This window comes from Kineococcus anabasis, from assembly GCF_054590795.1.
In genome coordinates this window covers 1-26,096 of sequence record NZ_BAAIHU010000015.1, presented here as the reverse complement: position 1 = coordinate 26,096, position 26,096 = coordinate 1, and the positions used below count along the sequence as shown (strand labels likewise).

The following is a 26,096-nucleotide window of genomic DNA, read 5'->3' as shown; positions in this document are numbered from 1 at the left end:
CTCAGGAGCCGGTGACCAGCCCCGTGGTCTCCCAGTCGAAACCGCTGCCGCGGGTGGTCGACTCGGCCACCAGGAAGAAGAAGACGAAGAAGCCGACGGCGACGAGGACCGCGAGGAGGGTGAGCCCCAGGGTGACCCAGGAGCAGATCTTCCCCGTCCTGATCTGCGACAGGCCCTGCAGCCGGCCCTGCGACTCCAGCACCTCCCGCTGCGCGCCGGGCGCCATGACGAGCGAGACGATCGCGGCGATGAACCCGAGCGTGCCGCCGCTGAGGAAGAACAGCCCGAGGGAGCCGATGCCCGTCCACATGACGGCCTGGGCGTGCCCGGCGACGGGCGCGCCGTAGCCGGTGGGGCCGTACTGGCCGGCGGGGCCGTACTGGCCGTAGGGGGAGGACTGGCCGTAGGGGGAGGGCTGGCCGTACTGCCCGGCGGGCGCGTACGGCGGCTGCTGGCCGTACTGCGGGCTCTGCCCGTGCTGCTGGCCGTACGGCTGGGCGGGCTGCCCGTACTGCTGGTCCTGCCCGTACTGCTGGTCCTGCCCGGACTGCTGGCCGTACGGCTGGGCGGGCTGCCCGTAGCCGGGCTGCGCACCTGCGTCGCGGCCCCACCCGTCCTGTCCGCCCGGTTCGCCCGCGCGGTAGGGGTCGTGCTCGTCGGGGGCGGGTGCCGCGGGGTGCGAACCCGAGCGCGGGGTGGACGGGGCGGCCCGGTCCTCCGCGTCCCGCTCGTCCGGGGACCACCACGTCGGGCGCTGTTCCTCGTCGCGTGTCGGCTCGCTCATCGTCCCCGTCGTCCTCTCCGCCGCGCCGGTCCCGGCGCCGCACGAGGGCGCCGGGACAGACGCTAGCCGACTTCCCCGCGGCGCCCGCCCCGGCGTGACCCGCCCGTCTCAGCCGTCGTGGACGGCGACGCCGGTCACCCGGTGCACCGAGAAGGTCCGCACCTGCTGCTCGGAGCGGTCCAGTGCCGTGACGCGCCCGCCCTCCACGGACAGCGGCTCCACCAGCCGCCGGGTCGTCCGCCCCGTGGCGTCCGCGTACCCCATCCACACCGCGCGCCGCTGCGAGGCCGCCTCGCGCAGCACCGCCAGGGACACCGCGGGGTCCGTGGCGGGCAGGGGCGGGGCGGGGGCCCGGGCGGCGAGGCGGCGCTCGTCGGCCGCCGCGTCCTCGTCCCCGGCGCGCAGGGCGTGCACCGCCGCCGCCAGCAGCGCCTCGGTGGGTGCGGGGGCCTCCGGCGGCAGGGGCCGGGGGAGCTGGCGCGGTCCGCTGCGGTGCACGGCGGGGCGGCGCAGCACCAGCTCCCCGTCCGGGCCCTCCGCCGCCGGTGCCACGCCGACCTCGCGCAGCACCGCCAGGACCTTCTCGGGCTCGGCGGCGGCGGCGAGCACCGTGGGTGCCAGCCGGCGCAGCCGCAGCGGGGCGCAGCGCCGGTCGCCGAGCAGCTCGGCGAGCAGCGCGGGGTCCTCCGCCCGCAGGTAGGCCCCGGCCGAGCCGACCCGCACGCGCCCGTAGCGGCGGGCGACGTCCCGCACGAGGTACTCCAGGGGCTGCGGCACCCCGGTGGCGGAGACCTGCGCGAGGAAGGCCAGCGCCTCGTCCGCGGTCTCCCCCGCGTCCAGCGCGCGGCGCACCGAACCGGGGTCGAAGCGGTAGACCGTGGCGCCGCCGCGGCTCTCCACGGTCGCCAGCCGCGCCAGCCTGCGGGCCAGCTCACCCTCCAGGGGGCCGGGGGCCACGGCGGTCAGGTCGGCCTGGAGCAGCACCTCGTGCACGGGGGCGGGCAGCGCCCCCGCGAGCGCGGCGGCCGCGGCGTCCTCGTCGCCGGCCAGCAGCGCCCGCCCGGCCGGGGACAGCGCCCCCGCGCCGGTCACGCCGAGCCAGGCGGCCTCGCGCAGGGTCCAGCCGACGAGGTCCTCGCGCAGGCGGGTGGCACGGCGCGGCGCGTCGTGGCGCAGCCGCCCGGCGAGGGCGTCGGGGTCGGTGGCGGTGCCGGCGGGCAGGCCGGCCAGCGCAGCGAGCACCTCCCGGCGGACCTGCACGGCCACGGCGCGGTCGAGGTCGGGGCCGAGCGCGTTGCGCGCCGTGCCCCGGCTGTCGCGGCTGCCGACCAGCGCCGGCACCCGGCTGGTGGTGAGCCAGGCCGCCGCGGCCTGCGCCCAGCGCTCGGCGGGCTCCCCGTGCAGCCAGGCGTCGAAGCGGGGGGTGGGGACCCAGCGCGGCTCGACCTCCTGGTCGTCGGCGACGAGCCCGGCGGTGCGGGCCAGCTCGACGACGAGCGCGGCGGTGCTCTCGTCGACCTCCAGGGACGTCGCGGCGCGCTTGAGCTCGCGCACGCCGAGGCCGCCGGCGCGCAGGACCGGTGGCGGGCCCTCGCCCCACAGCTGCCCGAGGGCCTCCAGGAGCCGCACGGCGTCCGCCGCCGCGCCCGCCGCGGTGGCCGCCACGCGCGCGGCGGGCTGCTCGCGGGCGGGCAGCGCGGGCGGGGAGGTGGCGGGGGAGCGGTGGACGTGGCCCCCGCGCAGGACGAGGCCGACCTCGCGGGGCAGCACGACGGTCCCGGCGCCGGCGACCGCGAGCAGGCCGTGGGCGAGCAGCCAGTCCAGCGGGCCGGTGGAGGTGGCGGCGCGCACGGAGCGCTCGGCGTGGGTGACGGCCCCCACGGGCGGGCCCCAGGTGAGCCGTTCCAGGACGGTGCGGGCGCCCTCCGGTGCCGAGTCCAGCAGCGCCCCGACCGTGGCGGGGTCGCCGAGGTGGGCGGCGAGCGCGGCGAGGGCGGTGTCCGGGTCGCCGGCGCCCGGCAGGCCCAGGTCCTCCAGCAGCTCGGCGAGGCGCTGGGGGGAGCGGCGGCCCAGGGCCTCGGCCAGGGGCGGGCCGAGGCCGGCGGGGTGGGGGCCCAGGACGTCGCGCACGGCGCTGACGAGGTGCAGGCGGCGGTCGGTGCCCCACAGCAGCGCCCGCTCGCGCAGCACGGCGAGGAACGGTGCGGCCCTGGCGCCCCAGGTGCGGGAGACGGCCGCGGCGGTGACGGGCTCGGGCAGGACGGCGAGGACCTCGGCGACCTGGAGGGTGGGCGCGTCGAGGGCGTCGAGGGCGCGGGCCACGCTGGTGCGGCCGGTGGCGCGGGTGGCCAGGGCCGTGGTGGAGGCGGGCAGCGGCACCGCGAGGTCGGGGCGGGCGCGCAGCAGGGCCGCGAGGGCGGTGTCGTCGCGGGCGCGCAGCTCCTCCGCGAGGGTCCGCGGGGCGGCGCCGGGTCGGCTGGGCATCGGCACCAGGGTAGGTGGCGTGTGCGGGCACCCGGACCGGTGCGCCGGTCGGCGGCGGGAGGTGGGCGCGCGGTCTGCCAGCATGGCCGCCCGTGACCCCCGCCGAGCTGCTGTTCCTGGTCGCGGCCGGTGCCGGCGCCGGGTTGTCCGGCTCGGTGGCGGGCCTGGCGTCGCTGGTGTCCTACCCGGCGCTGCTCGCGGTGGGCATGTCCCCGCTGACGGCGAACGTCACCAACACCGTCGCGCTGTTCGGCACCACGACCGGCACGGTGCTGGGCTCGCGCCCGGAACTGGCCGGGCAGGGCCGGTGGCTGCGCCGCTACCTGGCGCTGGCGGCGGCGGGCGGCACGACGGGTGCGGCGGTGCTGCTGCTCACCCCGCCGGGCACGTTCGAGCGGATCGTGCCCTTCCTCATCGCCACGGCGTCCCTCGTCATCCTGCTGCAACCCCGGCTGGCGTTCCTGCAGCCCGGGTCCGCCCCGTCCGGGTCCCCGCTCGCGCTCGTCGGGATGGTGCTGGTCACCGTGTACGCGGGCTACTTCGGTGCGGGCGCGGGGGTCCTGCTGCTGGCGCTGCTGTCCACGCAGCTCGCCGAGCCGCTGGCGCGGGTCAACGCCGCCAAGGGTGTCCTGCTGGGCGTCGCGAACGCGCTGGCCGCGCTGGGTTTCGCCCTGTTCGGCCCCGTGGTGTGGCCCGCGGCGCTGGCCCTGGGCGCCGGGTGCGCGCTGGGCGGCTACCTCGGGCCCGCGGTGGTGCGCCGCGCCCCGGTCGCCCTGCTGCGCACGGGGATCGCGGTGGCCGGGCTCGGCCTGGCCGTGCACCTGTGGCTCGCGGCGCGCTGAGCCCGGCGATCCGCCGGACCCCGCGGCCCGCCGGCGCCCGGGGTCGCGGGCCGCTCACGCGGGGCCGGCGCGCTCCTGCAGGTCCATCCCGGGGGGCAGCTCACCCGAGTGCAGCACGACGAGGACCTGCGTGGCTCGGGTGAGGGCCACGTACAGGTCGTTCGCGCCGCGGGCGCCGCGCCGCAGCACCTCCGCGGGCTCCACCAGCAGGACCGCGTCGAACTCCAGGCCCTTGGCGCGCCGGACGTCGAGGACGCCGACCGGGGCGTCGAGGTCGTCGTGCCCGGCCGCGACGGTGCGCGGCGGCAGGGCCCCGCTCAGGGCCGCGCGCAGCCGCGCGGCACCCAGGGGCCCCTCCTCGCGGGCGGTGAGCACGGCCAGGCGCCCACCGGCCAGCCGGGGCAGCTGCGCCCGCACCTCGGCGACCACCGCGGCGAGCGGGTCGGAGGCGTCCAGGCGCACCGCCACCGGCTCGTGCTCGCCCTCGCGCACCGGGGTGGGGGGTTTGGCGTCGATCCCCGCGGCCTCCAGCACGGCGGCCGCGACCCGCGCGATCCGCCCGGGGGTCCGGTAGTTGACCGTGAGCTCCTCCAGGCGCCAGCGGTCGTCCACGAGCGGGCGCAGCACCTGCTCCCAGCTGCGCGCCCCCGCCTCGGAGGAGGTCTGCGCGACGTCGCCGACGAGCGTCATGGACCGGCTGGGGCAGCGCCGCTCCAGCAGCCGCCACGCCATCGCGGACAGCTCCTGCGCCTCGTCCACGACGACGTGCCCGTAGGCCCAGGTGCGGTCCACGGCGGCCCGCTCGGCGACCGTGCCCACGGGGCCGCCGACGGTGAAGCGGTCGGCGAGCAGCTCCGCGCTGACGATCTCGTGGCCGGCGCCGGAGGTCTCCAGGACGGTGCGGGCGTAGGCCAGCTCCGCCTCGCGCTCGGCGGCGTCGCGGCCCTCGGCGCGGCGGGTGGAGTCGTCGAGGTCCCCGAGCAGCTCCGCGAGCTCGTCGAGCAGCGGCACGTCCGCCTCGGTCCACCCGCCCGCCCGCTCCCGGGGGCGCAGCAGGGCGCGTCGCTCGGCCGCGCTCAGCTGCGGCGCGGCGGCGTCGAGCTGCCCGGGGTCCGCCAGGAGCCGGCCCAGGACCTTCTCCGGGGTCAGCGGCATCCAGCAGAGGTTCACCTCGCGGCGGACGTCGACGTTCTCCCGCAGCTCGGTGAGCAGGTCGGCGCGCTCCTCGCCGACGTCGAGGCCCCGGCCGCGGGCGAGCTGCTGCACGAGGGAGTTCAGCACCTCCCGCACGAACGTCACCCGCGCCTCGTTGTGCGGTTTGCGGCTGCGGCGGGCCCTGGCGCGCGCGCCGGCCACCGCGTCGGGCCGCAGCACCACGGGGGTGCCGTCGACGACGAGGCGGACGCCGCGCTGCGGGACGCGCTGGCGGGCGGCGACGGCGGCGGCGAGGACGTCGACCATGCGCAGGTCGCCCTTGACGGCCGCGGCGGCCGGGTCCTCCTCCGCGGTGGCGACGACGCCGGGGTACAGCTCGGCGGGGGTGGAGGTGACCACGCCCGTCTCGCCCAGTGAGGGCAGGACCTGCTCGACGTAGCGCAGGAACACCGGGCTGGGCCCGACGAGGAGGACGCCGCTGCGGGCGAGGCGCTCGCGGTGGGTGTAGAGCAGGTAGGCGGTGCGGTGCAGCGCGACGGCGGTCTTGCCGGTGCCGGGGCCGCCCTGCACGACGAGGACGCCGCGCTCGGAGGCGCGGATGACGCGGTCCTGCTCGGCCTGGATGGTGGCGACGATGTCGCCCATGCGGCCGGTGCGGGGGGCGCTGACCGCGGCGAGCAGGGCGGCGTCGCCGGTGGTCTGCCCGCCCTCGCCCGCCACGAGGACCTCGTCCTCCACGTCGGTCACGAGGCGCCCGGCGGTCATGAGGTGGCGCCGGCGCACCACGTCACGGGGCGCGGCGGCGGTGGCCTGGTAGAAGTCCTGCGCCGCGGGGGCGCGCCAGTCCACGAGGAGCTGCCCGCCGCGCGGGTCGGACAGGCCGATGCGCCCGACGTAGCGGCGCCGGTCCTCGGTGCCCTCCTGCAGGTCCAGGCGGCCGAAGCACAGGCGGTTCTCCACCGACCACAGCTGCGCGAGGCGGTCCTCGTAGAGGGTGGCGAAGGCGTCGCGCTCGAAGCGGCTCTGGTGGGTGCCGGTGGCCTTGGTGCGCCGGACCTCCGCGAGCTGCTCGGCGGTCTGCTCGCGCAGGGCGTCCAGGCGCGCGTAGAGGCCCGCGACGTACTCCCGCTCCACGGGCAGGTCGGGGTGCTGGGGCCCGGCGTCCTCGGCGGGCGCCTGGGGCTCGTGGCCGGAGCTCACGCCGCGGCCACCCCCGGGCCCGGCGCCGTCCGCGGCAGGGGCCGGCGGTCCTGGCGGCGGGGAGCTGCGGGCATGCCCGCAACCGTAACCCCCCGGGTGCCGGCGGGGTGAGGCGAGGCGGGAGGACGGGCGGCAGGACGCACCACCCCGGCTCCTAGCATTCCCCCCGTGCGCGCCGCCACCCCAGCCGACCCCGCGGAGCGCTCCGCGCGCGCACCCTCGTGGCGCGACGGGGTGCTGGTCGCGGTCCTCGTGCTGCTCGTCGTGCTGGAGGCGGTGCTGCGCCCGGAGCTGCCCTCGCGCGGGGTGTGGGCGGCCCTGACGGTGGCCCTGGCGCCGGCCCTGCTGTGGCGCCGCAGCAGGCCCGTGCGGGCGACCGCGCTCGTCTTCGGGGCCACCTGCGTCGCGGCGCTGGCGACCGGCGGGTCCGGGGAGATGTTCTCCGCGGTCTTCTTCCTGCTGCTGCCGTGGTCGCTGTTCCGGTGGGCCTCCACGCGCGGTGCCGCGGCGGGCTCGGCCGTCGTGGTCGCGGGCGCGGTGGTGCCGGCGGTGGCGGGGGACGCCCCCGCCGCGGACCTCCTCGGGGGCCTGGCCGTCCTGACCGCCACCGCCGCCCTCGGCACGGCGGCGCGGCACCGGGCGGCCTCGCGGCGCCGCGCGCTGGAGCAGGTGCGGCTGCTGGAGCGGGAGCGCCTGGCCCGCGACCTGCACGACACCGTGGCCCACCACGTCTCGGCGATCGCGATCCGCGCCCAGGCCGGGCTGGCGACCTCCGGCACGGACCCCGGTGCGGCGGCCGGGGCGCTGGCCGTGATCGAGGCCGAGGCCTCGCGCGCGCTGGCGGAGATGCGCGCCCTGGTGCGGGTGCTGCGCGAGGCGGGCACGGAGCCGCCCGGCCCGCACGCCGGGGACCTGGCGCGGCTGGCGGAGCCGCAGCCGGACGGCCCGCCCGTCCGGCTGGAGGTCACCGGCGACCTCGCGGGCGTGTCCCCGCTCGTCGGGGCGGCGGTCTACCGCATCGCGCAGGAGTCCGTCACCAACGCGCGCCGCCACGCCCGCCGCGCCACCTCCATCGACGTGAGCGTCACCGCCGACGACGACGCGGTGCGCCTGCGCGTGCACGACGACGGCGAGAGCGTCCCGGCGCGCCCCGCCGCGGGCAGGGGGCCCGGCGGGCAGGGCATCCCCGGGATGGTGGAGCGGGCGGGCCTGCTCGGGGGCACCTGCGAGGCCGGCCCCGGCGCCGGGCGCGGGTGGACGGTGAGCGCCGTGCTGCCCCGCGGTCCGCTCGCGTGAGCACCCGGGTGCTGGTCGCCGACGACCAGGAGCTGGTGCGCACCGGCCTGCGGATGATCCTGGACGCCCAGCCGGGCATCGAGGTCGTCGGCGAGGCCGCCGACGGGCTGGCCGCGGTGGAGCTGGCCCGGCGGCTGCGCCCGGACGTGTGCCTCCTCGACATCCGCATGCCCGGTGTGGACGGCATCGAGGCCACCCGGCTGCTCGCCGGCCCGGACGTCGCCGACCCCCTCGCCGTCGTCGTCATCACGACCTTCGACCTCGACGAGCACGTCTGGGCCGCGCTGCGGGCCGGGGCCCGGGGGTTCCTCCTCAAGGACGCCGGTCCCCGTCTGCTCGCCGAGGCCGTCCACGCCGCGGCCCGCGGTGACGCCCTCATCGCCCCCGCCGTCACCGCCCGCCTGCTCGCGGCCTTCGCCGGGTCGGGTCCCGCGCCCGCGCGGGCGCACCCGCCGCAGCCGCTCACCGACCGGGAGGAGGAGGTCCTCGCGGTCCTCGTGCGGGGGCGCACCAACACCGAGATCGCCGCCGAGCTCGGCATCTCCCTCGGCACGGTCAAGAGCCACGTCGCCGCCCTGATGGCCAAGCTCGGCGCCCGCAACCGCGTGGAGATCGTCATCTGGGCCTACGGGACGGGGCGGGCGCCGGGCGCGCCCGGGCGCTGAGCACCGCACCGGGACCGGCCGAAAGGACGAGAGGGCACCGGCCGGGCGGCCGGTGCGCCGGGGACCTTCCCCCGATGGGCCGCCCGGAGCGCCCGGCCAGGCTCGGGTCATGTCCAGCGAGGTAGCAGACCAGCCCCCCGATCTCGCCCGCGCGAGGCCCCCGGCGCCGCCGCGCCCGCGCCGCCCCGGTGACGCGCCGCGCCGCCGCGGCGCCCGCGGCCGGCGGCAGTGGCCCCTGCCCGTCGCCCTCGTCCTGCTCACCGCCGTCCCCGCCGTCGCCGGCTCCCTGCGGCTGGTCGAGATCGGCGGGGACCCGGAGGTCACCGCGCAGAACGCGCGCTTCCTCGCGGACCCCGTGCCCATCGCGGTGCACATCGTCTCCGCGGTCGTCTTCTGCGGGCTGGGGGCGCTGCAGTTCGTGCCGCGGCTGCGCCGCCGCCGGGCGTGGCACCGGGTCGCGGGCCGCTTCCTGGCCCCCGCCGGTGTCGTGGCGGCGCTGTCCGGGGTGTGGGTGTCGGCCTTCCGGGACCGGGCGCCCTCCGACGGCGACCTGCTGACGGCGGTGCGGCTCGTGGTCGGGCCGGCGATGGCGGTGTGCCTCGTCCTGGGCGTCGTCGCGATCCGGCGCCGGGACGTGCCGCGCCACCGGGCGTGGATGATCCGCGGTTACGCGCTCGGCCAGGGAGCGGGCACCCAGGTGTTCGTCCTGGCGCCGTGGACGCTGGCGCTGGGGGAGCCGGGCCAGCTCGCCAGGGCGCTGCTGATGGCCGCCGCGTGGGCCCTCAACCTGGCGGTGGCGGAGTGGTTCATCCGCCGGCCCTCCCGTTCCGGCGCAGCAGGACCCCGCGCAGCAGTGCCGCCTGCCCCGCGTGCTCCAGGTCGTCGTCGAGGACGCTGACCAGCCGCACCCCGAGGGTGACGGGCGGGTCCCAGGAGGTGTCCACGACGCGGTCGAGGTCGCCGTCGCCGAGCGTGCGCAGGTACTCCACCGTCCGGGCCTGGACCGCGTCGAAGTAGCCCAGCAGCAGCGCGGCGGGGGCGCGGACGAGGCCGACCTGCCCGCCGGTGTGGCCGTAGCCGGTGTCGGCGTCGTCGAGGGGCAGGGCGAAGCGCTCCGCCCAGCCCTCCCCGGTCCACACCTGGCCCTGCCCGGCGACGCCGGCGACGTGGTCGTCCTGCACCCGGGTGAGGTGCCACAGGAGCCAGGCGACGGAGTTGGTGGCGCCGTCGAGGCGGTCGGCGAGCAGATCCTCGTCGAGGCCGTCGGCGGCGGCGTGCACGAGGTCGGGGAGGCGGCCGAAGCCGTCGAGCAGGACGTCGCGGGAGTTCACGGGGCGATCCTGCCGTCCCTCGCACCCCTGTCCCTCGCACCCCTGTCCCTCGCACCCCTGTCCCTCGCACCCCTGTCCCGGCGCCCCCGTCCCCGCCCTTCTCCGGGTTCGGACGACGGGAAAACGGTTGCCCATCACCCGAACCCGGAGAAGGGCGGGAGGGGGAGCGGAGAAGAGCGGGAAGGGGGAGCGGAGAAGAGCGGGGAAAGGGCGGGAGGGGCGGGGTCCTGCCGGGCGCTCAGGCCGCCCCGGCGCCGGGGGCGGCCACCGCGTGCAGGGCCGCCAGGACGTGGCGGACGGCGGGCCGCTCCTGCCCGCCGGGGCGGGTCGCGAGCCACACGTGGCGCGCGGCGGCGGGCTCCAGCGGCCGCAGCACGACGGCGTCGGGCACCGGCCCGAGGGAGAGCCGGGAGACCAGGCCGAGCCCGAGACCGGCGGCGACCATCGCGAGGACGACGTCGTAGTCCATTGCGCGGTGGCGGGTGCGCGGGCTGAACCCGGCGCGGCGGCAGGCGGCGTCGAGGATCTGGCTGCAGGGGGCGTCGGGGTGGGCCGCGAGCCACGTCTCCGCCGCGAGGCCGCTCAGGTCTACGGCCTCCTGCCGCGCGCACGGGTGCCCGGCGGGCAGCGCCACGTACACGGGGTCCTCCAGCAGCGGCACGAGGGACACCGGGCGCTGCCCGAGCGGCGGCTCGCCCACGGCGTGGTGGCCGAGGACCACGTCGAGGTCGCCGGTGGCCAGCAGGTGCAGGCTCTCGTGCTGCTCCATCTCCAGCAGCTCCACCTCCAGGCGGGGGTGGCTGCGGGCCAGGGCGGCGAGGGCGGGGGCGGCCAGGGCCCGGGCGGCGGTGGGGAAGGCCCCCATGCGCAGGGCGCCGACGTCGCCGGCGGTGAACGCGGCGAGGTGGGCCTCGGCGCGCTCGACCTCGGCGAGGACGGCGTCGGCGTGGGAGACGAGGACCCGCCCGGCGTCGGTGAGGCGGACGCCGCGGCCGGCGCGTTCCAGCAGGCGGTGGCCCGTCTCCTGCTCCAGCGCGGCGAGCTGCTGGGAGACGGCGGAGGGCGTGTAGGAGAGCGCGCGGGCGGTGGCGGTGACGGTGCCGTGCACGGCGAGCTCGCGCAGCACCCGCAGGCGGCGGACGTCGATCACCTCCGGACGGTACTCGATCGTGCAGCGCTGCTGAACCATCACTGCAGAAGTTGTCGCTGGACTGCACGGTCGGGTGCGTGAGGTCATCGGGACGTGACCCTCCCCGCCCCTCCCCGCACCCTGGTCCCGGACCTCGCGGTGCTGTCCGTGGCCCTCGTCTGGGGCTGCTCCTTCGTGGCGGTGCAGCAGGTGGCCGCCGGCGCCTCCGTGGCCCTCGTCCTCGCCCTGCGCTTCGGGCTGGCCGTGCTGCTCCTGCTGCCCGTGGTGCTGCTCGCCGCGCGCGCGTCCGGGCGGGTGGGCGGGCCAGGCACGGCGGGGTCGTGGGCGGGGGCGCTGCGCCGCGGGGTGCTGCCGGGGCTGATGCTGCTGGCGATCTTCACGCTGGAGACGCACGGCGCGGTGCGCACGACACCCGCCCGCGCCGGGGTGCTCGTGGCCCTCTTCGCGGTCGTGGTGCCGTTCGCGGCCGCGCTGCGGGAGCGGCGCTCCCCGCGCTGGGGCGCGGTGGGCGCCGGGGCGGTGGCGGTGGGCGGTGTCGCGCTGCTGCTGGGCCCGGGCGGCGGCGTGCGCGAGGGGGACCTGCTGCTGCTCGCCGCAGCGGCGGTGCGCGGGGTGGTGACGGCCCTGGACGGGGACCGGGAGGACCCGGACCCGCTGCGCAGCACCGTGGTGCGTCTGGGGGTCGTCGCCGCCGGCTCGCTCGCCGTGGCCCTCGCCGTCCCGGGCGCGGCGGCCGGCGGGCTGCCGCAGGGCGCGGCGGCGTGGTGGGCGCTGCTGTTCCTCGCCGGTCCGTGCACGGCGTTCGCCCTGCTCGTGCAGCGCCTGGCGAGCCGGCGCACGTCCCCGGAGCGGGTGGCGGTGCTGTTCGTCACCGAGCCGGTGTGGGCGGCGCTGGCCGGGGTCGCGGCGGGGGACCGGCTCTCCCCGGTGCAGGTCGTGGGGGTGGTGCTGGTCCTGGTCGCGCAGGCGGCGCTGCGGGTGCCGTGGCGGCGGGCACCGGCCCGCTCAGCCGGGCCGGACGAACCCCGAGCGGTAGGCCAGGACGACGGCCTGCGTCCGGTCCCGGGTGCCCGTCTTGGCCAGGACGGCCGCGACGTGGCTGCGCACCGTCTCCAGCCCCACACCGAGCTCGGCCGCGATCTCGGCGTTGCTCAGCCCGGCGGCGACCAGCCGCAGCACCTCCTGCTCCCGGGCGGTGAGCCGGGCCAGCTCCGGGACCTGCGCCGCGGCCCCGCGCACGTGGCGGCGGGCGAGCTCGCGCACGGCGTCGGGGAACAACAGCGACTCCCCGCGGGCGACCGTGCGGATCCCGTGCAGCACCTCCTCCGGTGAGCACCGCTTCAGCAGGAACCCGTCGGCACCCGCGGCGAGGGCGTCGAGGACGTGCTCGTCGTTGGAGAACGTGGTCAGGACCAGCACGCGCGCGGCCGAGCGGGCCCGCACGAGCGCACGCGTGGCGGCGATCCCGTCGAGGCCGGGCATCCGCACGTCCATGAGCACGACGTCGGGGCGGGTGCGGGCGACCAGGGCCGGCACCTCCGCGCCGTCGCCGGCCTGGCCCACGACGAGGAGGTCCGGCTCGGCGCCGACGACGGCGGCCAGACCGCTGCGGACGAGCGGCTCGTCGTCGACGAGCGCGACGCGAACCGTCACGACCCGCCCCACCGCGACGTGCCGCGCGCCCGCACCGGCAGCCGGGCCACCAGGCGCCAGGTGCCGTCCGGTCCCGGCCCGGCCTCCAGCGAGCCGCGCAGGTCCAGCACCCGCTCCCGCACCCCGGCAAGCCCCCGCCCGCCCCCCGGCCGCGCCCCCGCCCGTCCCGCGGCGGCGGTGCCGCCCGGCGCGGTGTTCCGCACGTCCAGCACGAGGTCGTCGCCCGCCGCGTCCACCGCGACCAGGCAGGCGCCGCCGGGGGCGTGGCGCAGCGCGTTGGTGAGGGCCTCCTGCACGATCCGGTACGCCTCCCGCGACACCACGGCGGGCAGCGCCCCGACGTCCCCCCGCACGGCCGGCTCCACCCGCGTGCCCGCCGCGCCGGCGGCGGCGACGAGGGCGTCGAGGTCGCGCAGGTCCGGGACGGGCGCCGCGGCCGGCGTCCCGCCGGTCTCCTCGCGCAGCAGGCCGAGGACGTGGTCGAGGTCGACCAGCGCGCGGCGGGAGGCGTCCTCGGCGGCGCGCAGGGCGCTCTCGGCGGCGGTGGGGTCGCGGGTCAGCAAGCGCCGGGCCGCACCGGCCTGGATGCTGACCAGGCTGAGGGAGTGCCCCACGCTGTCGTGCAGCTCGCGGGCGAGGCGGTCGCGCCCCGCCAGCACCGACACGTGCGCCTCGGCGGCCGCGAGGCGCTCTCCGGCCGGGTCCCGCAGCAGGCGCGGGGCCACGACCACCAGCACCCGGCCCAGCAGCTCGCCCCCCGCCGCGGTCACCGCCACCAGGGCCGCGGCCACCGCCAGGCGGGCCCCCGCGTCCTGCGGAACGGGCAGACCGGTGAGCTGCGCGGCCGCGGAGGAGGAGCCCGCCGCGGCGGCCACCAGCAGCGCCGCGACCGGCGCCCCCACCACGAGCAGCGCCCCGCAGGCGCCGCCGGCCACGACGTGCAGCAGGAACAGCAGCGACGTCCGGCCCCGCTGCCGCCAGGTGGTCGCCGGTTGCGGGTGCTGTGGGACACCGCCCGTCAGCAGTGCCGCCACCGCCGCGCCCTCCACCCGGCGCACCTCGCCCATCGTCCCCACGAGCGCGACGGGGACCAGGACGAGGAGGGTCCCGGCGACGGCGGCCGGTGCCGCCGGCAGCACCCGGCTCAGCAGTTCCAGCGGCCAGGCGGCGACGGCCAGGAACGCCAGCGCGAGGGCCGCCCCCAGGAGCAGGTGGACCCAGCGGTGCGCCCACGCGCGCACCGCCGGGTTCCCCTCCGCCCGGGTCACCCCGTCATCCTGGCAGCGCGGGGCGCTCAGCGGACCGGTGCCGGCCGCACGGACAGCGGCGCGGCGCCCCGCCCGCAGGTGCCGCAGGTGCCGCGGCGGCGGTAGGCGTAGGCGAGGACGGCGGCGCCCAGCGCCAGGCCCCACGGCAGGGTCGGGAAGAACAGCAGGAACGAGGCCTGCACCCAGCCGTCCTCGCGCAGGGCCTCGACCCCGGCGCCGAGGAACGCGGGGGTGGACGCCAGCAGGACCGCCGCGACCGTGCCGCCGAGGACGACGGGCAGCCGCCACGGCACCGGGCGCCCGCGCAGCACCGGGATCCAGCCGGGCCACACCTCCCCCCAGGGCCGCAGCAGGCCGACCGTGAGGACGCAACCCCCGACGGCGGCGGCACCCAGCGCCAGGCCGAACAGGCGGCCCGCCGGGTCCAGGTCCCCGGGCATCCCCAGCGGCCACGGGGTGAGCCAGGTGACGCGCAGCAGCGCGTACGGCAGCGGGCAGGCGGCGGCCACCAGGGTCACCACCCGGCCCCAGCGCAGCGCGGCACCCGGCTCGCTCCAGCGGGGACCGGGACGGCCGCAGGCGCCGCAGCGGCCCGAGGCGTTGCGGCGCAGCAGGACCGCCGCGAACGCCCACAGCACCGCCCCGGCCAGCAGCACCAGCTTCAGCGCGGGAGCCGCGGCGTGGGCGGCGAAACCGTCCGCCAGCCTGCCCGCGATCTCCGAGAACGCCGACGGCCGCAGCACCCCGGCGGCCGCCCCGGCCGCCAGCGCGGCGAGCAGGACCAGCGCCCAGGGCCGCGAGCGCCGGTCGCGCACCGCCCCGGCCGTGAACACGAGCACGAAGGCCGCGGGGCAGGTGATCGCGACGAGGTAGCCCACCAGCGACAGCAGGCCCAGGTCGGCGGCGAGCGCCACCAGCAGGCAGGCCACCACGGCGGCGACCGCGGCGGCGGCCCGCGACGCCGGGCGGGCCCGGGCGGCCAGCACCAGCAGCAGCGCGGCGGCCGGGACCAGCAGCAGCGCGGCGGCCGGGCGCGGTGGCAGCACCCCGAGGAGCCCGCCGGTGTCCGGCCACGGCCAGCTCGCGGGGTCCAGCACCCAGTGCAGCGCCAGCAGAGCCTGCAGGAGGCTCCACGCCGCGACGGCGGTCAGGGTGCGGCGCAGGGCCGGCGGGAGCCCGGCGGCCTGGTCGGGGGGTGCGGTGCGGCGGGTGAGCAGTTCCACGGCGGGCCTCCGGCGGGGTGGCCCGGGCCGGTCCCGGGCGCTGACCCCACGCTCGTCCGGTCCGCGCGCCGCCGGCTCCCCCGCGCGGGGGAGCCGCCTCCTCCGCGCGGGGGTCCGCCACGGGGTCCGGTCCCCGCCGGACGGGTTCAGCCGATCGCGGTCCTGCCCGCCTCGGCGGCCAGGTGCAGGGCGCCGTCGCGCACGTCCACCACGAGGACGTCGCCCCGGCCCAGCTCCCCGCCGAGGATCATCCGCGACACCCGGTTGTCCAGCTCCCGCTGGATGGTGCGGCGCAGCGGCCGGGCGCCGAACTCCGGCTGGAAACCCTGCTCCGCCAGCAGGTCCACCGCCGCCTCCGCCATCCGCAGCGTCACGCCCAGGGCGTCCAGGCGCCGGCGGGTCTGCTCCAGCAGCAGTGCGGTGATCTGCCGGAGCTGCGCGCGATCCAGCCCCCGGAAGATGATGATCTCATCGATGCGGTTGAGGAACTCGGGCCGGAACCGCTGCCCCAGCAGCCGCATCAGCGGCTCGCGCAGCAGTTCCAGGTCCGTGCCCGCGGCGGTGGCCGTGAGGATCCGGTCCGCGCCGACGTTGCTCGTCATGACGACCACGGTGTGGGAGAAGTCCACCGTGCGGCCCTTGGAGTCGGTGAGGCGCCCGGCGTCCAGGAGCTGCAGCAGCGTGTTGAAGACGTCGGGGTGCCCCTTCTCGATCTCGTCGAGCAGGAGCACCGTGTACGGGGTGCGGCGCACCGCCTCGGTGAGCTGCCCGGCCTCCTCGTGGCCGACGTAGCCGGGCGGGGCGCCGAGGAGCCGGGAGACGGAGTGGCTCTCCTGGAACTCGCTCATGTCGAAGCGGACCATCCGGTCCTGCCCGCCGAACAGCGCCGCGGCCAGCGCGCGGGCCAGTTCCGTCTTGCCGACGCCGGTCGGTCCCAGGAACAGGAACGAGCCGACGGGGCGATCGGGGTCGGCCAGGCCCGCCCGGGCGCGGCGCACCGCCTCGGCGACGGCGGCCACGGCCTCCTCCTGCCCCACCACGCGGGCGTGCAGCTCGTCCTCCAGGCGCAGCAGCCGCTCCTTCTCCTGCCGGGTGAGCTGCGCCACGGGGATGCCGGTGGCGCGGGAGACGACCTCGGCGACGTCCTCGGCGGTGACGTCCACGACGGGGGTGCGCCCCGCGCTGAGGGCCCCGACGTCGGTGCGGGCGGCCTCGATGCGGCCCTTGAGCTCCGCGGCGCGGGTGTAGTCCTCCGCCGTCACCGCGCTGTCCCGCTCCCGCAGCAGGGCCTCCAGCCGCTGCTCGGCCTCGCGGACGTCGGACGGCACCGCGCGCGAGCGCAACCGCACCCGCGCCGAGGCCTGGTCCACCAGGTCGACGGCCTTGTCGGGCAGGAACCGGTTGGTGACGTAGCGGTCGGACAGCTCCGCGGCGGCCACGAGGGCCTCGTCGCCGATGCGGACCTGGTGGTGCGCCTCGTAGCGGTCCCGCAGGCCCAGCAGGATCGCGACGGTGTCCGCGACCGACGGCTCGGGCACCACGATGGGCTGGAACCGGCGCTCCAGCGCGGCGTCCCGCTCCAGGTGGCGGCGGTACTCGTCGATCGTGGTGGCGCCCACGACCTGCAGCTCCCCGCGGGCCAGGGCGGGTTTGAGCATGTTCCCGGCGTCCAGGGAACCCTCCCCGGCACCGGCGCCCACCAGGGTGTGCAGCTCGTCGAGGAAGAGGACGACCTCGCGCCCGGCGGCGCCCACCTCGTCGAGGACGTTCTTGAGGCGCTCCTCGAACTCCCCGCGGTACTTGGTGCCGGCCACCATCCCGGCGAGGTCGAGGACCACGACCCGCCGCTCCAGCAGCGTGTCGGGCACCTCGCCGTTGACGATGCGCTGGGCGATGCCCTCGACGATGGCGGTCTTGCCGACACCGGGGTCGCCGATGAGCACGGGGTTGTTCTTGGTGCGGCGCGAGAGGACCTCCAGGGTCTGCTCCACCTCCACCTCCCGGCCCACCACGGGGTCGAGCCGCCCCTCCCTGGCCAGCTCGGTGAGGTCGCGCCCGAACTGGTCGAGCGTGGGGGTGGCGGCCCGCGGCTTCGCACGTGTGGCGGGGCGCGCCTTCCCCCACCCGGCGGCGCGCGCGCGGCGGCCCGGCTGCTCGCGCTGCCGCCCCTCGCCGCCGGCGCCCTGAGCCGCCGTCGCGGTTTCCACGGCCGGGGCGAGCACGCGGCCGGCGGCGGTCTCGGGGTTGCCCGCCAGCCCCAGCAGGACGTGCTCGGGCCCGATGTAGGAGTCGCCCTGGGTGCGGGAGTGCGCGTGCGCGTCCAGCAGCGCCCGCTTCGCCGCGGGGGTCAGCCGCGGGGTGCCCGTGGACGCCTGCCCGCTCACCTCGCCGGGCTGCGCGCCGTCCAGCAGCACGGACCCCAGCCGCTCGCCGGTGGCGTCGGGGTCGACGCCGATGCGCACCAGCATCCGCCGGGACGCGGGGAGCTGGGTGGCGGCCCACAGCAGGTGCGTGACGTCCAGGTCGCCGCCGCCCTGCCGCGCGGCCAGCCGGTCGGCGAGGGCGATGAGCTCCCGGGCCTGCTCCGAGAGCAGGCGGAAGACGTCCACCTGCTCCACCCGGCGGCCGGCGGGTGCGCCGAAGAGGGAGCCGCCGCCGAAGATGCGCTCGATCATCTCGTCCAGCGGGCGCCCGCCGGAGCCGCGCGGGGAGGGGTCCGTGCTCATCCGTGCTCCCGGTGTCTCGCCGTCCAGGGGCGCGGTCCGGCCGCGGCCCTCCCCGGAGCTACCCGCCCCGTGCCCGGCCATGCGCGCAGGCCGCCGGGGCGCCTGCGTGGACGGTGCCTGCCCGGGAGGGCCCGGACGCGCGCGTCCCCGGGTCCCGTGCGCACCGGGACCGGCGCGCACGGACCCGGGGACGGGCGGGGGAGGATCAGCGGGTCACGAACACCGCCGTCGTGCGGGCGGGGACGGTGAAGGTGCCCGCCACCGCGTCGTGCCGGGCGCCCCGCACGACGGGGTCGCCGCCCCCCGCCTGCACCGGGTGCAGGGACCAGCGCTCGCCCGCGGTGGCCGGCACGGCCTGGGTGGTGGGCTCGTCGGAGGCGTTGAAGACGACCACCACCCCGTCCAGGGCGCGGTCGGCGTCCGCGCCGCTCGTGTCGTCGATGCGCAGCACCACGACCCCGGGCGTCTGCTCCGGGCCGCTGCCGGGGAAGGACACCTTGCGCTGGACCTGCTCCGCGGTCGGCAGGGAGAACAGCGGCGTGCTGTTCCGGATGCGCAGCAGCTCCCCGGCGCGCTCGCGGGCGGTGGCGATGTCCGCGGGGGAGGGCTTCAGGGCGGGGTCGGCCAGCAGCGGGCGCATGAAGGGGTACTTGTCGCGGTTGTCCGCGGCCGGGGGCAGACCGCGCCCGAACCCGTTCTCCGTGCCGGTGTGGTCCAGGACGTTGAACCAGTCGCCGGAGTCGTAGCTGTTGCGGTCCAGCGACTTGCTGCGCAGCTGCTCCCCACCGGCGTGCCAGAACGAGACGCCCTGGGCGAACGTCGTGGTGGACAGCGCCAGGGTCTGCATGCGGATGCGGTCGGCCACCGGGGTGTCCTGCGGCAGCTTGAAGGCCAGGGCGTCGTAGAGCGTCTCGTTGTCGTGCGCCTCGACGTAGGTGACGACCTCCTGCGGGTCGGCGGTGTACCCGGCGGGCTGGCCGTTGTAGTCGACCTGGGAACCCTTCACCTGCGCGCCCGTGCGGTCGGTGAAGGTGAAGTCCTTGAGGTTCCCGGTGAGGCCGACGCGGATCTGGTCCTGGGACAGCAGGAGGCGCTGGCGCTGCTGCTCGGGGGTCCCGTTGGCCCCGGCCCCGTTGGGGTCGGTGAACAGGCCGCTGCCGAAACCCTGCACGCGGGGGTCCTCGTCGAAGGGGCCGCCGCCGCGCACGGCGTCGCGCAGGCGGTCGGAGAACGTGCCGATCCCCGTGCCGGCCATGTTCTGCTGGGTGGCCTGGACGAACCGGGCGTCGTCGGCGACCTCGCCGAAGTTCCAGCCCTCGCCGTAGACGTGGATCCGCCTGCCGTCGACGCCGTCGCGCTCGGGCGTCAGGGCGTCCAGGGCTGCCCGCACGTCGAGCACGTTCTGCTTCGGGTGGTGGCCCATGAGGTCGAAGCGGAACCCGTCGAGCTTGTACGTCCTCGCCAGCGTGACGACGGAGTCCACGACGAGCTTGCCCATCATGGCGTTCTCGGGGGCGGTGTTCGGGCAGCAGGTGGAGGTCGCCACGGCCCCGGTCGCCGGGTCGAGGCGGTGGTAGTAGCCCGGCACGATCCGGTCGAGGTCGTTGCGGGCGCCCTGGCCGGCGTCGGGGGTGTGGTTGTAGACGACGTCCTGCACGACGCGCAGGCCGGTGCGGTTGAGGGAGGCGACCATGGCGCGGAACTCGCGGATGCGGGTGGCGTCCTCGGGGTTCGTGGAGTACGAGCCCTCCGGGGTGGTCCAGTGCAGCGGGTCGTAGCCCCAGTTGAACCCGTCGCGCGCGGCGACGGCGCTGACGCACTCCTGCTGCCGCTCGGAGTCCGGCGGCAGGGACGGCAGGTCGCAGTCGGGTTCGGCGTGGGTGGAGCGCCGCTCGTCGACGGAGGAGATGTCGTTGACGGGCAGCAGGTGCACGGCGTTCAGACCCGAGTCGGCGAGCGCGTCGAGGCGCCGCATGCCGTCGCTGCGCAGGTTCGTGAACGCGGCGTAGGTGCCGCGCTGGGCGGCGGGGACGGTGCGGTCGGAGATGGAGAAGTCGCGGACGTGCAGCTCGTACACCGAGAGCTGCTCGGGCCGCTCCAGGCCCGGCTTGCGCAGCTTCTCCCAGCCGTGCGGCGCCAGGGCCGGGTCGGCGAGGTCGACGAACAGGCTCCGCTCGGAGTTCGTGGTGAGCCCGACGCTGTACGGGTCGGTGACGACGTTGCGCTCGACCTTCCCGGTCTCGGGGACGAACACCTCCACCTCGTAGGTGTAGGAGGCGCCCTTCCAGCGGCGCTCGCCGCTGGCGGTCCACACGCCGTCGCGGTCCTGGCGCATCGGTGCGGTGGCGATCTCGGCGCCGGTGCCGGGGGCGTGGACGTGCAGGGTGACGCTGCGGGCGGTGGGCGCCCACAGGGCCAGGGAGGGGCGACCGCCGCTCCAGGTGAGGCCGAGGGTGCGGCGGGTCGCGCCGGCGTACAGGTCGTCGAGGACGCCGGGGACCTGCACGCCGGTGGCGGCGGTGACCTTCCCGTCGGGGGCGACGGCGGCGGCGAGGAGCTGGCCCCTGAGCAGGCGGCGTGCGTCGGTGCCGGCGGGCAGGGCGAAGGTGTCGAGGGTGCGCAGGTGGGGGTGCCGGGCGGCGAGGCCGGCGGGCAGGTCCGCCGCGGTGCGGGTCAGCTCGACCCAGGTGCCGCCGGTGACCGTCCCGCCGTCGACGGCGAGGCCGCCGTCGGGTGCGGTCCAGAGGCGGTACGTCGTGCCCTCCGCGGCCGTGCCGGGGTTCCAGGCGAGGGTTCCGGCGGTCAGCCAGTGCGCCGCGGCGCCGCCCGCGCCGGCGTCGGGCACGTCGTCGGTGATCTCGTGCGTGGCGTGGTCGTAGGTGAACGTCACCGGCCCGCCGGGGGCGTCGAGGGTGAGGTTCGCGCCGCCCGCCGCGCCGCCGGCGCCGTAGTTCTCCGCCCAGGTGGAGTTCAGGGCGACCTTGTACTCGTAGCGCCCGGCGGGCACGTCGAGGGTGGCGCGGTAGCGGCCGGGGGAGCCGGCGACGGGCTGCAGGGCGGTGGCGGCGCACTCGGGCTGCCAGTCGCCGGGGCAGCCGAGCTCGCCCTGGAGGGAGCCGACGAGGGTGACGGCGCTGGGGGCGGGGGAGTGGTCCGCGGCGGCGGGCTGGAGCGTGCCCAGCAGCAGGGGCGCGGCGAGCGCCAGGGCGAGGGCGGGGCGACGGTTCACGGAACCTCCTCGGCCGCGCGCCGGCGGGCGGCCTGTGACGGGACGCACCGCCCGGGTCACGACGGTGCGCCGGGAACGCTAGGCCCGGGAGCAGCGCTCTGCAAGAACCCTGCAAATCTTGCAAGACGTGAGCGTGACGCACGTCACACGACGAACCGCGGGAAAGGTGTTCATCCCGGCCCCCCGAGCGCGACGTACTGGCACCGGGCCCACAGGGAGCCCGCCGACGGGAGGAACCACCATGCCGCAGTACCTGCTCCTCATCCACGGCGACGAGTCCGCCTGGGCAGCCCTCGGCGAGGCCGAGCTGGCCGAGGCCGTCGCCGCCCACGAGCGGTTCACCGAGCGCAACGCCGCGGTCCTGCGCGGCGGTGAGGCCCTGCAGCCGACCTCGACCGCGACGAGCGTGCGCCCCGACGGGGAGGGCGGGTTCACCGTGACCGACGGACCCTTCGCCGAGACCAAGGAGGCCCTCGGCGGCTACTACGTCGTCGAGGTCGCGGACCTCGACGAGGCGCTGGCCGTCGCCCGGCAGGTCCCGGTCGGCACCACCGGCGGCGTCGAGGTCCGCCCGGTCGAGGTCTACGGCTGACCCCGCGATGACCCCGCGATGAGCACGGGAGCGACCCCTGCGGCGACCCCCGGGCCGACCCCCGCCACCGCGGCGGAGGTCGCCGCCGCCGTCGCCGGCGCGCACCGCCGCGAGTGGGCCGGGGTGCTCGCCGCGACGGTGCGAGTCACCCGCGACCTCGACCTCGCCGAGGAGTGCGTGCAGGAGGCCTACGCCTCCGCGCTGACCACCTGGGCCGGGCGCGGCATCCCCGCCAGCCCCGGCGCCTGGCTCACCACCGCCGCCACCCGCCGCGCGCTGGACGCGCACCGGCGCGCCGCCACCGCCCGGCGCGCGCTGCCGGCGCTGCTGCCCGGGCAGGCCGCGCCGGGCCCGGGGGACCACGACCCCGACGACGACGGCGCGCGATTCCCCGACGACCGGCTGCGGCTGGTGTTCGTCTGCTGCCACCCGGCGCTCGCCCCGGACACCCGCGTCGCCCTGACGCTGCGCCTGCTCTGCGGGCTCAGCACCGCCGAGGTGGCGCGGGCGTTCCTCGTGCCGGAGGCCACGGTGGCCGCCCGCATCACCCGCGGGAAGAAGAAGATCGCCGCGGCCGGCATCCCGTACCGGGTGCCCGCGCCCGGGGAGCTGCCCGAGCGGGTCGGGGCGGTCCTCACCGTCGTGCACCTGCTCCACACCACCGGCCACACCGCGCCGGCCGGGGCGGACCTCGTGCGCCACGACCTCGTGGAGCGGGCCCTGGACCTCGCCCGGATGCTGCGGGCGCTGCTGCCCGAGGACCCGGGCGTCGCGGGGCTGCTCGCGCTGGTCCTGCTCACCGACGCCCGGCGCGCCACCCGCGTCGGGGAGGACGGGCGCCTGCTGCTGCTCCCCGAGCAGGACCGCTCCCGCTGGGACCGCGCCGCCGTCGCCGAGGGGGTCGCCCTCGTGCGGGAGGCGCTGCGGCACCGGCCACCGGGCCGCTTCGCCCTCATGGCGGCCATCGCCGCCGTGCACAGCGAGGCCCCGGCGTGGGAGGACACCGACTGGCGCGAGGTCGTCGGCCTGTACGACCTGCTCGTGCAGCTGTGGCCCTCACCGGTCGTGGCGCTCAACCGGGCCGTCGCGGTGGGTTTCGCCGACGGCCCGGCGGCGGGGCTGGCGGCGCTGGACGCCCTCGCCGCCGAGCCGCAGCTCGCCGGGTACGGCTACCTCGCGGCCGCCCGCGCGGACCTGCTGCGGCGTCTGGGGCGCACCGGCGAGGCGCGCACCGCGTACTCGGAGGCGCTGCTGCTCACGGAGAACGCCGTGGAGCGCGAGTTCCTCGCCCGGCGCCTGGCGGAGCTCGGCGGCTGAGGGGGGCCCGCCCCCCTCAGCGCTGCCGCCGCGGGACGTAGCCCGTCTCGGGCCGGCCCGGCCCGCCGTAGCGGGGCAGGCGTTCCAGCCGGGCGTCGTCCGCCAGGTGCTCCAGGTAGCGCCGCGCCGACTCCCGGGACAGCCCCGTGCGCTCGGCGACCTCCGCCGCCGACAGGCCCGCCCCCGCGCCCTGCGCCACCGCCTCCCGCAGGGCCGCGAGCACCAGCTCCAGCGTCGCGGTGCGGATCCCCCGCGACGCGGTCGGCGCCGGCTGAGGCCTCAGCTGCGCCAGGGCCGCGTCGATCTGCTCCTGGCCGAGCAGTGCGGCGTCCCCGGCCGTCCCCGGCCCGGCGACCTGCCGGCGGAAACGCCCGTACGCCAGGAGCTTCTCCCGCAGCGCCGTCGCGGTGAACGGCTTGAGCAGGTACTGCACCACGCCCAGCGAGACGGCGGAGCGGACCGCGGTGAGGTCGCGCGCCGCGGTGACGACGACGACGTCCACGGGCACCGCGGCCGCCCGCACGGCGCGCAGCACCTCCAGCCCGCCCCGGTCCGGCAGGCCCAGGTCCAGCAGCACGAGGTCGACCCCGCCCCTGCCGAGCTCCACCAGGGCCTCCCGGCCGCTGTGCACCACGCCCACCGTGCGGAAACCCGGCACCCGGTCCACGAACGCCCGGTGCGCCTCGGCGACCAGCACCTCGTCCTCCACGACGAGGACCCGCAGCGGCGCCCCGGCCCCGCTCACCCCCCGCCTCCCGGCTCCCCGCCCACCGGGACCGGCAGCCGGACCTCGACGCGCCCACCGCCCGGGCCCGTCCCCGGCACCGCGTCGATGCGCCCGCCGCTGCGGCGCACCACCTGCCCGACCAGCGCCAGGCCGAGCCCGTGACCGCGCACCGGGTCGGGGTCGAGGCGCTCGACCTTGCGCGACCACCCGCGCTGCAGCGCCTGCTCGAGGTCGGCGGGGTCCAGGCCCGGCCCGGAGTCCGCCACCGACACCACGCACTCGCCCGCGCCGGGGTCGTGGGCCACGAGGACCCGCACCCGGCGCGGCGCCGGCGCTCCCAGCGCGGCCTCCACGGCGTTGTCGACGAGGTTGCCCAGCACGGTCAGCAGGTCCCGCACCGGCACCGGGGAGGTCAGCAGCGAGGAGGAGGCGTCGACCACCAGCTCCACCCCGCGCTCGGCGGCCTGGGCGCTCTTGCCCAGCAGCAGCGCCGCCACCGCGGGTTCCTCCACCTCCGCCACCAGCAGGTCGGTGAGGTGCTGGGGCAGGTCCAGGTCGGCGGTGGCGAAGCGCACGGCCTCCTCGGGCCGGCCCATCTCCACCAGCGTCACGACCGTGTGCAGCCGGTTGGCGGACTCGTGGGCCTGCGAGCGCAGCGCCTCGGCGAGGTCGCGCGTCTCGTCCAGGTCGCGGGTGAGCTCGCGCAGCTCCGTGTGGTCGCGCAGGGTGGCCACGGTGCCCAGGACGCGGCCCTCCCACAGCGCGGGCGCCTGGTCCACCACGAGCACCCGGGTCCGCGTCAGGTGCACCTCGTCCGCGGCGGCCCGCCCGCCCGCGAGCACCTCGCGCAGCGCCGGCGGCAGGTCCAGGCCCTCCACAGGCGTGCCGGGCGCGGCGCCGTCGAGGGCGGGCGCGAGCAGGCGGCGCGCCTCGTCGTTGACGAGCTGGAGCCGGCCGCGCGGGTCGACGACCACGAGGCCCTCGCCCAGGGCGTGCAGCACCGCGTCGGAGTACTCGTAGAGCCGGGTCAGCTCCGCGGGCTCCATCCCCAGCGTGCTGCGCCGCACCCACCGCCCCGTCCACGCGCTGCCCGCGCCGGCCAGCAGCAGCACCAGCGCGACGGCGAGCAGCAGGAGCGGGAGCTGCCGGGAGAAGCTGCGCCCGATGGCGTCGAGGGTGACGCCGACCGCGACGAGGCCGACGACGGGCCCGTCCGGGGAGCCGCCGGCCCGCACCGGCACGACCGCCCGCACGGAGGGCCCGAGGGTTCCGGTGAACGTCTCCGTGAACGTCCCGCCCCGCAGGGCGGGCGCGGTGGTGCCCAGGTACGTCCGGCCGATCTGCGCCGGGTCCGGGTGGCTCAGGCGGGTGCCGTCGGTGCCCGTGACGACGACGAAACCGGTTCCGGTGGCGCGGCGCACCGCCTCCGCCCACGGCTGCACGGCGGCCCGTGCCGCGTCCGGGGCGGCGCCGGGTACCCGTCCGGTGGGCAGCGCCGAGGTCACGACGGGGGACAGCGCGACGGTGGCGGCGACCTCGCGGGCGCGGGCCGCCGCCGTGCGCTCCTCCACCTCCTGCGCCCAGAGCAGCACCGCGGCGCCGCCCACCAGGACGACGACGGCCAGCAGGAGGAGCTGGGTGCGCATCACGGCGCCGGCGATGGTGCGCGGGCGCAGCGGGGAGAATCGGCGCCTCCCGTGACCGGAAGTTGCAGAACCTGGGACCGGCACCGCTCTCACCTCACGCTCGGTCTCGATGGATCGGGCGCCCGACGGGGCGCGCCCGACGTCGCACGAGGAGGACACCGTGAGCGCAGCCGCTCGTCCCGCAGATCCCGCCGCCCCCGCGCGGGGAGACCGTACCCACCTCCTGTACGTCAGCGTCATCGTCGCCGTCGCCCTCGGGATCGCGGTGGGCCTGCTGGCGCCGGACCTCGGCACCGAGCTGAAACCGCTGGGCGAGGGTTTCGTCGCCCTGGTCAAGATGATGATCACCCCGATCATCTTCTGCACGATCGTGCTGGGCATCGGCTCGGTGCGCCAGGCCGCGCAGGTCGGCCGGGTCGGCGGCCTCGCGATGGGCTACTTCCTCGCGATGTCCACCTTCGCCCTCGTCATCGGGCTGGTGGTGGGCAACGTGCTGCCCGCCAGGCCGCTGGCGCTGACCGACGGGATCCGCGAGGTGGGCGCGGAGCGGGCGGGGGAGCCGACCTCGACCACCGAGTTCCTGCTCGGCATCATCCCCGAGACCCTCGTGTCGGCCCTGACGTCGGGCTCGGTGCTGCAGACCCTCTTCGTGGCCCTGCTGGTCGGTTTCGCCATCCAGGCCCTGGGCGAGCGGGGTCAAGGCCCGCTGGCCGCGATCGGCGCCGCGCAGCGCGTCATCTTCAAGGTCCTGGCGATGATCATGTGGGTGGCCCCCCTCGGGGCCTTCGGCGCGATCGCCGCGGTCGTG

At 77.9% G+C, this 26,096-nt stretch carries 19 protein-coding genes and 1 pseudogene; 8 read left to right on the top strand and 12 right to left on the bottom strand.

Going from position 1 to position 26,096, the window contains the following annotated elements:
- Nucleotide 1: 1 nt before the first annotated feature.
- Entirely contained in the window at nucleotides 2–784 is a 783-nt protein-coding gene (locus tag ACYQBY_RS21360) for a hypothetical protein (RefSeq protein ID WP_459645920.1), read from the bottom strand.
- Nucleotides 785–892: 108 nt separating this feature from the next.
- Nucleotides 893–3,268, bottom strand: coding sequence for a helicase-associated domain-containing protein (locus tag ACYQBY_RS21355; RefSeq protein WP_459645919.1), 2,376 nt, complete (start codon nucleotides 3,266–3,268; stop codon nucleotides 893–895).
- Nucleotides 3,269–3,360: 92 nt separating this feature from the next.
- On the opposite strand from ACYQBY_RS21355, the gene ACYQBY_RS21350 reads away from it, so the two are divergent.
- Nucleotides 3,361–4,110: a sulfite exporter TauE/SafE family protein gene (locus tag ACYQBY_RS21350; RefSeq protein ID WP_459645918.1), complete on the top strand. Its 750-nt coding sequence runs from the start codon at nucleotides 3,361–3,363 to the stop codon at nucleotides 4,108–4,110.
- Between the two features lie 54 nt (nucleotides 4,111–4,164).
- Here the strand turns inward: ACYQBY_RS21350 and ACYQBY_RS21345 are convergent, their stop codons facing one another.
- Nucleotides 4,165–6,465 carry a HelD family protein gene (locus ACYQBY_RS21345; RefSeq protein ID WP_459645917.1) on the bottom strand — a complete coding sequence of 767 codons (2,301 nt, stop codon included), beginning with the start codon at nucleotides 6,463–6,465 and terminating at the stop codon, nucleotides 4,165–4,167.
- A 168-nt stretch (nucleotides 6,466–6,633) separates the two neighbouring features.
- On the opposite strand from ACYQBY_RS21345, the gene ACYQBY_RS21340 reads away from it, so the two are divergent.
- The 3 genes from ACYQBY_RS21340 (at nucleotide 6,634) to ACYQBY_RS21330 (ending at nucleotide 9,324) form a co-directional block, all read left to right on the top strand.
- The gene (locus tag ACYQBY_RS21340; RefSeq protein WP_459645916.1) at nucleotides 6,634–7,761 is read left to right on the top strand and encodes a sensor histidine kinase; all 1,128 of its coding nucleotides are present in this window, start codon (nucleotides 6,634–6,636) and stop codon (nucleotides 7,759–7,761) included.
- Nucleotides 7,758–8,426 carry a response regulator gene (locus ACYQBY_RS21335; protein ID WP_459645915.1) on the top strand — a complete coding sequence of 223 codons (669 nt, stop codon included), beginning with the start codon at nucleotides 7,758–7,760 and terminating at the stop codon, nucleotides 8,424–8,426. Before ACYQBY_RS21340 ends, ACYQBY_RS21335 begins: the two co-directional genes overlap by 4 nt.
- A gap of 235 nt (nucleotides 8,427–8,661) precedes the next feature.
- Nucleotides 8,662–9,324, top strand: coding sequence for a DUF2306 domain-containing protein (locus ACYQBY_RS21330; protein WP_459646003.1), 663 nt, complete (start codon nucleotides 8,662–8,664; stop codon nucleotides 9,322–9,324).
- Here ACYQBY_RS21330 and ACYQBY_RS21325 read toward each other — a convergent pair.
- Together ACYQBY_RS21325 and ACYQBY_RS21320 are read right to left on the bottom strand one after the other, a co-directional pair.
- The gene (locus tag ACYQBY_RS21325) at nucleotides 9,233–9,757 is read right to left on the bottom strand and encodes a mycothiol transferase (protein WP_459645914.1); all 525 of its coding nucleotides are present in this window, start codon (nucleotides 9,755–9,757) and stop codon (nucleotides 9,233–9,235) included. The two genes, ACYQBY_RS21330 and ACYQBY_RS21325, sit on opposite strands and share 92 nt — an antisense overlap.
- 238 nt (nucleotides 9,758–9,995) lie before the next feature.
- Nucleotides 9,996–10,907 carry a LysR family transcriptional regulator gene (locus tag ACYQBY_RS21320; protein WP_459645913.1) on the bottom strand — a complete coding sequence of 304 codons (912 nt, stop codon included), beginning with the start codon at nucleotides 10,905–10,907 and terminating at the stop codon, nucleotides 9,996–9,998.
- A gap of 93 nt (nucleotides 10,908–11,000) precedes the next feature.
- On the opposite strand from ACYQBY_RS21320, the pseudogene ACYQBY_RS21315 reads away from it, so the two are divergent.
- Nucleotides 11,001–11,858 (top strand): annotated as a pseudogene (locus ACYQBY_RS21315) (EamA family transporter); the annotation flags it as partial.
- A 54-nt stretch (nucleotides 11,859–11,912) separates the two neighbouring features.
- On the opposite strand, the gene ACYQBY_RS21310 reads toward ACYQBY_RS21315, so the two are convergent.
- The 5 genes from ACYQBY_RS21310 to pulA all read right to left on the bottom strand — a co-directional run bounded on the left by ACYQBY_RS21310 (nucleotide 11,913) and on the right by pulA (nucleotide 21,006).
- Entirely contained in the window at nucleotides 11,913–12,560 is a 648-nt protein-coding gene (locus ACYQBY_RS21310; RefSeq protein WP_459645912.1) for a response regulator, read from the bottom strand.
- The gene (locus tag ACYQBY_RS21305; RefSeq protein WP_459645911.1) at nucleotides 12,557–13,828 is read right to left on the bottom strand and encodes a sensor histidine kinase; all 1,272 of its coding nucleotides are present in this window, start codon (nucleotides 13,826–13,828) and stop codon (nucleotides 12,557–12,559) included. Before ACYQBY_RS21305 ends, ACYQBY_RS21310 begins: the two co-directional genes overlap by 4 nt.
- A 26-nt stretch (nucleotides 13,829–13,854) precedes the next feature.
- Nucleotides 13,855–15,051, bottom strand: a complete 1,197-nt coding sequence (locus tag ACYQBY_RS21300; protein WP_459645910.1) for a hypothetical protein — start codon at nucleotides 15,049–15,051, stop codon at nucleotides 13,855–13,857.
- Nucleotides 15,052–15,197: 146 nt separating this feature from the next.
- Complete coding sequence (locus tag ACYQBY_RS21295) at nucleotides 15,198–17,777, bottom strand: ATP-dependent Clp protease ATP-binding subunit (RefSeq protein ID WP_459645909.1); 2,580 nt, start codon at nucleotides 17,775–17,777, stop codon at nucleotides 15,198–15,200.
- 205 nt (nucleotides 17,778–17,982) lie between these two features.
- The gene (gene pulA / locus ACYQBY_RS21290) at nucleotides 17,983–21,006 is read right to left on the bottom strand and encodes a pullulanase-type alpha-1,6-glucosidase (protein ID WP_459645908.1); all 3,024 of its coding nucleotides are present in this window, start codon (nucleotides 21,004–21,006) and stop codon (nucleotides 17,983–17,985) included.
- Between the two features lie 241 nt (nucleotides 21,007–21,247).
- Between pulA and ACYQBY_RS21285 the strand changes: the two genes are divergently transcribed.
- Together ACYQBY_RS21285 and ACYQBY_RS21280 are read left to right on the top strand one after the other, a co-directional pair.
- Entirely contained in the window at nucleotides 21,248–21,598 is a 351-nt protein-coding gene (locus ACYQBY_RS21285; RefSeq protein ID WP_459645907.1) for a YciI family protein, read from the top strand.
- Nucleotides 21,599–21,616: 18 nt separating this feature from the next.
- Complete coding sequence (locus tag ACYQBY_RS21280) at nucleotides 21,617–22,915, top strand: RNA polymerase sigma factor (RefSeq protein WP_459645906.1); 1,299 nt, start codon at nucleotides 21,617–21,619, stop codon at nucleotides 22,913–22,915.
- A 16-nt stretch (nucleotides 22,916–22,931) separates the two neighbouring features.
- Here ACYQBY_RS21280 and ACYQBY_RS21275 read toward each other — a convergent pair whose 3' ends face one another.
- Nucleotides 22,932–23,660 carry a response regulator gene (locus ACYQBY_RS21275; RefSeq protein ID WP_459645905.1) on the bottom strand — a complete coding sequence of 243 codons (729 nt, stop codon included), beginning with the start codon at nucleotides 23,658–23,660 and terminating at the stop codon, nucleotides 22,932–22,934.
- Entirely contained in the window at nucleotides 23,657–25,288 is a 1,632-nt protein-coding gene (locus ACYQBY_RS21270) for a sensor histidine kinase (protein ID WP_459645904.1), read from the bottom strand. Before ACYQBY_RS21270 ends, ACYQBY_RS21275 begins: the two co-directional genes overlap by 4 nt.
- A 160-nt stretch (nucleotides 25,289–25,448) precedes the next feature.
- Between ACYQBY_RS21270 and ACYQBY_RS21265 the strand changes: the two genes are divergently transcribed.
- Nucleotides 25,449–26,096 (top strand): cation:dicarboxylate symporter family transporter (locus ACYQBY_RS21265; RefSeq protein WP_459645903.1); only part of this gene is annotated, 648 nt, incomplete at its 3' end.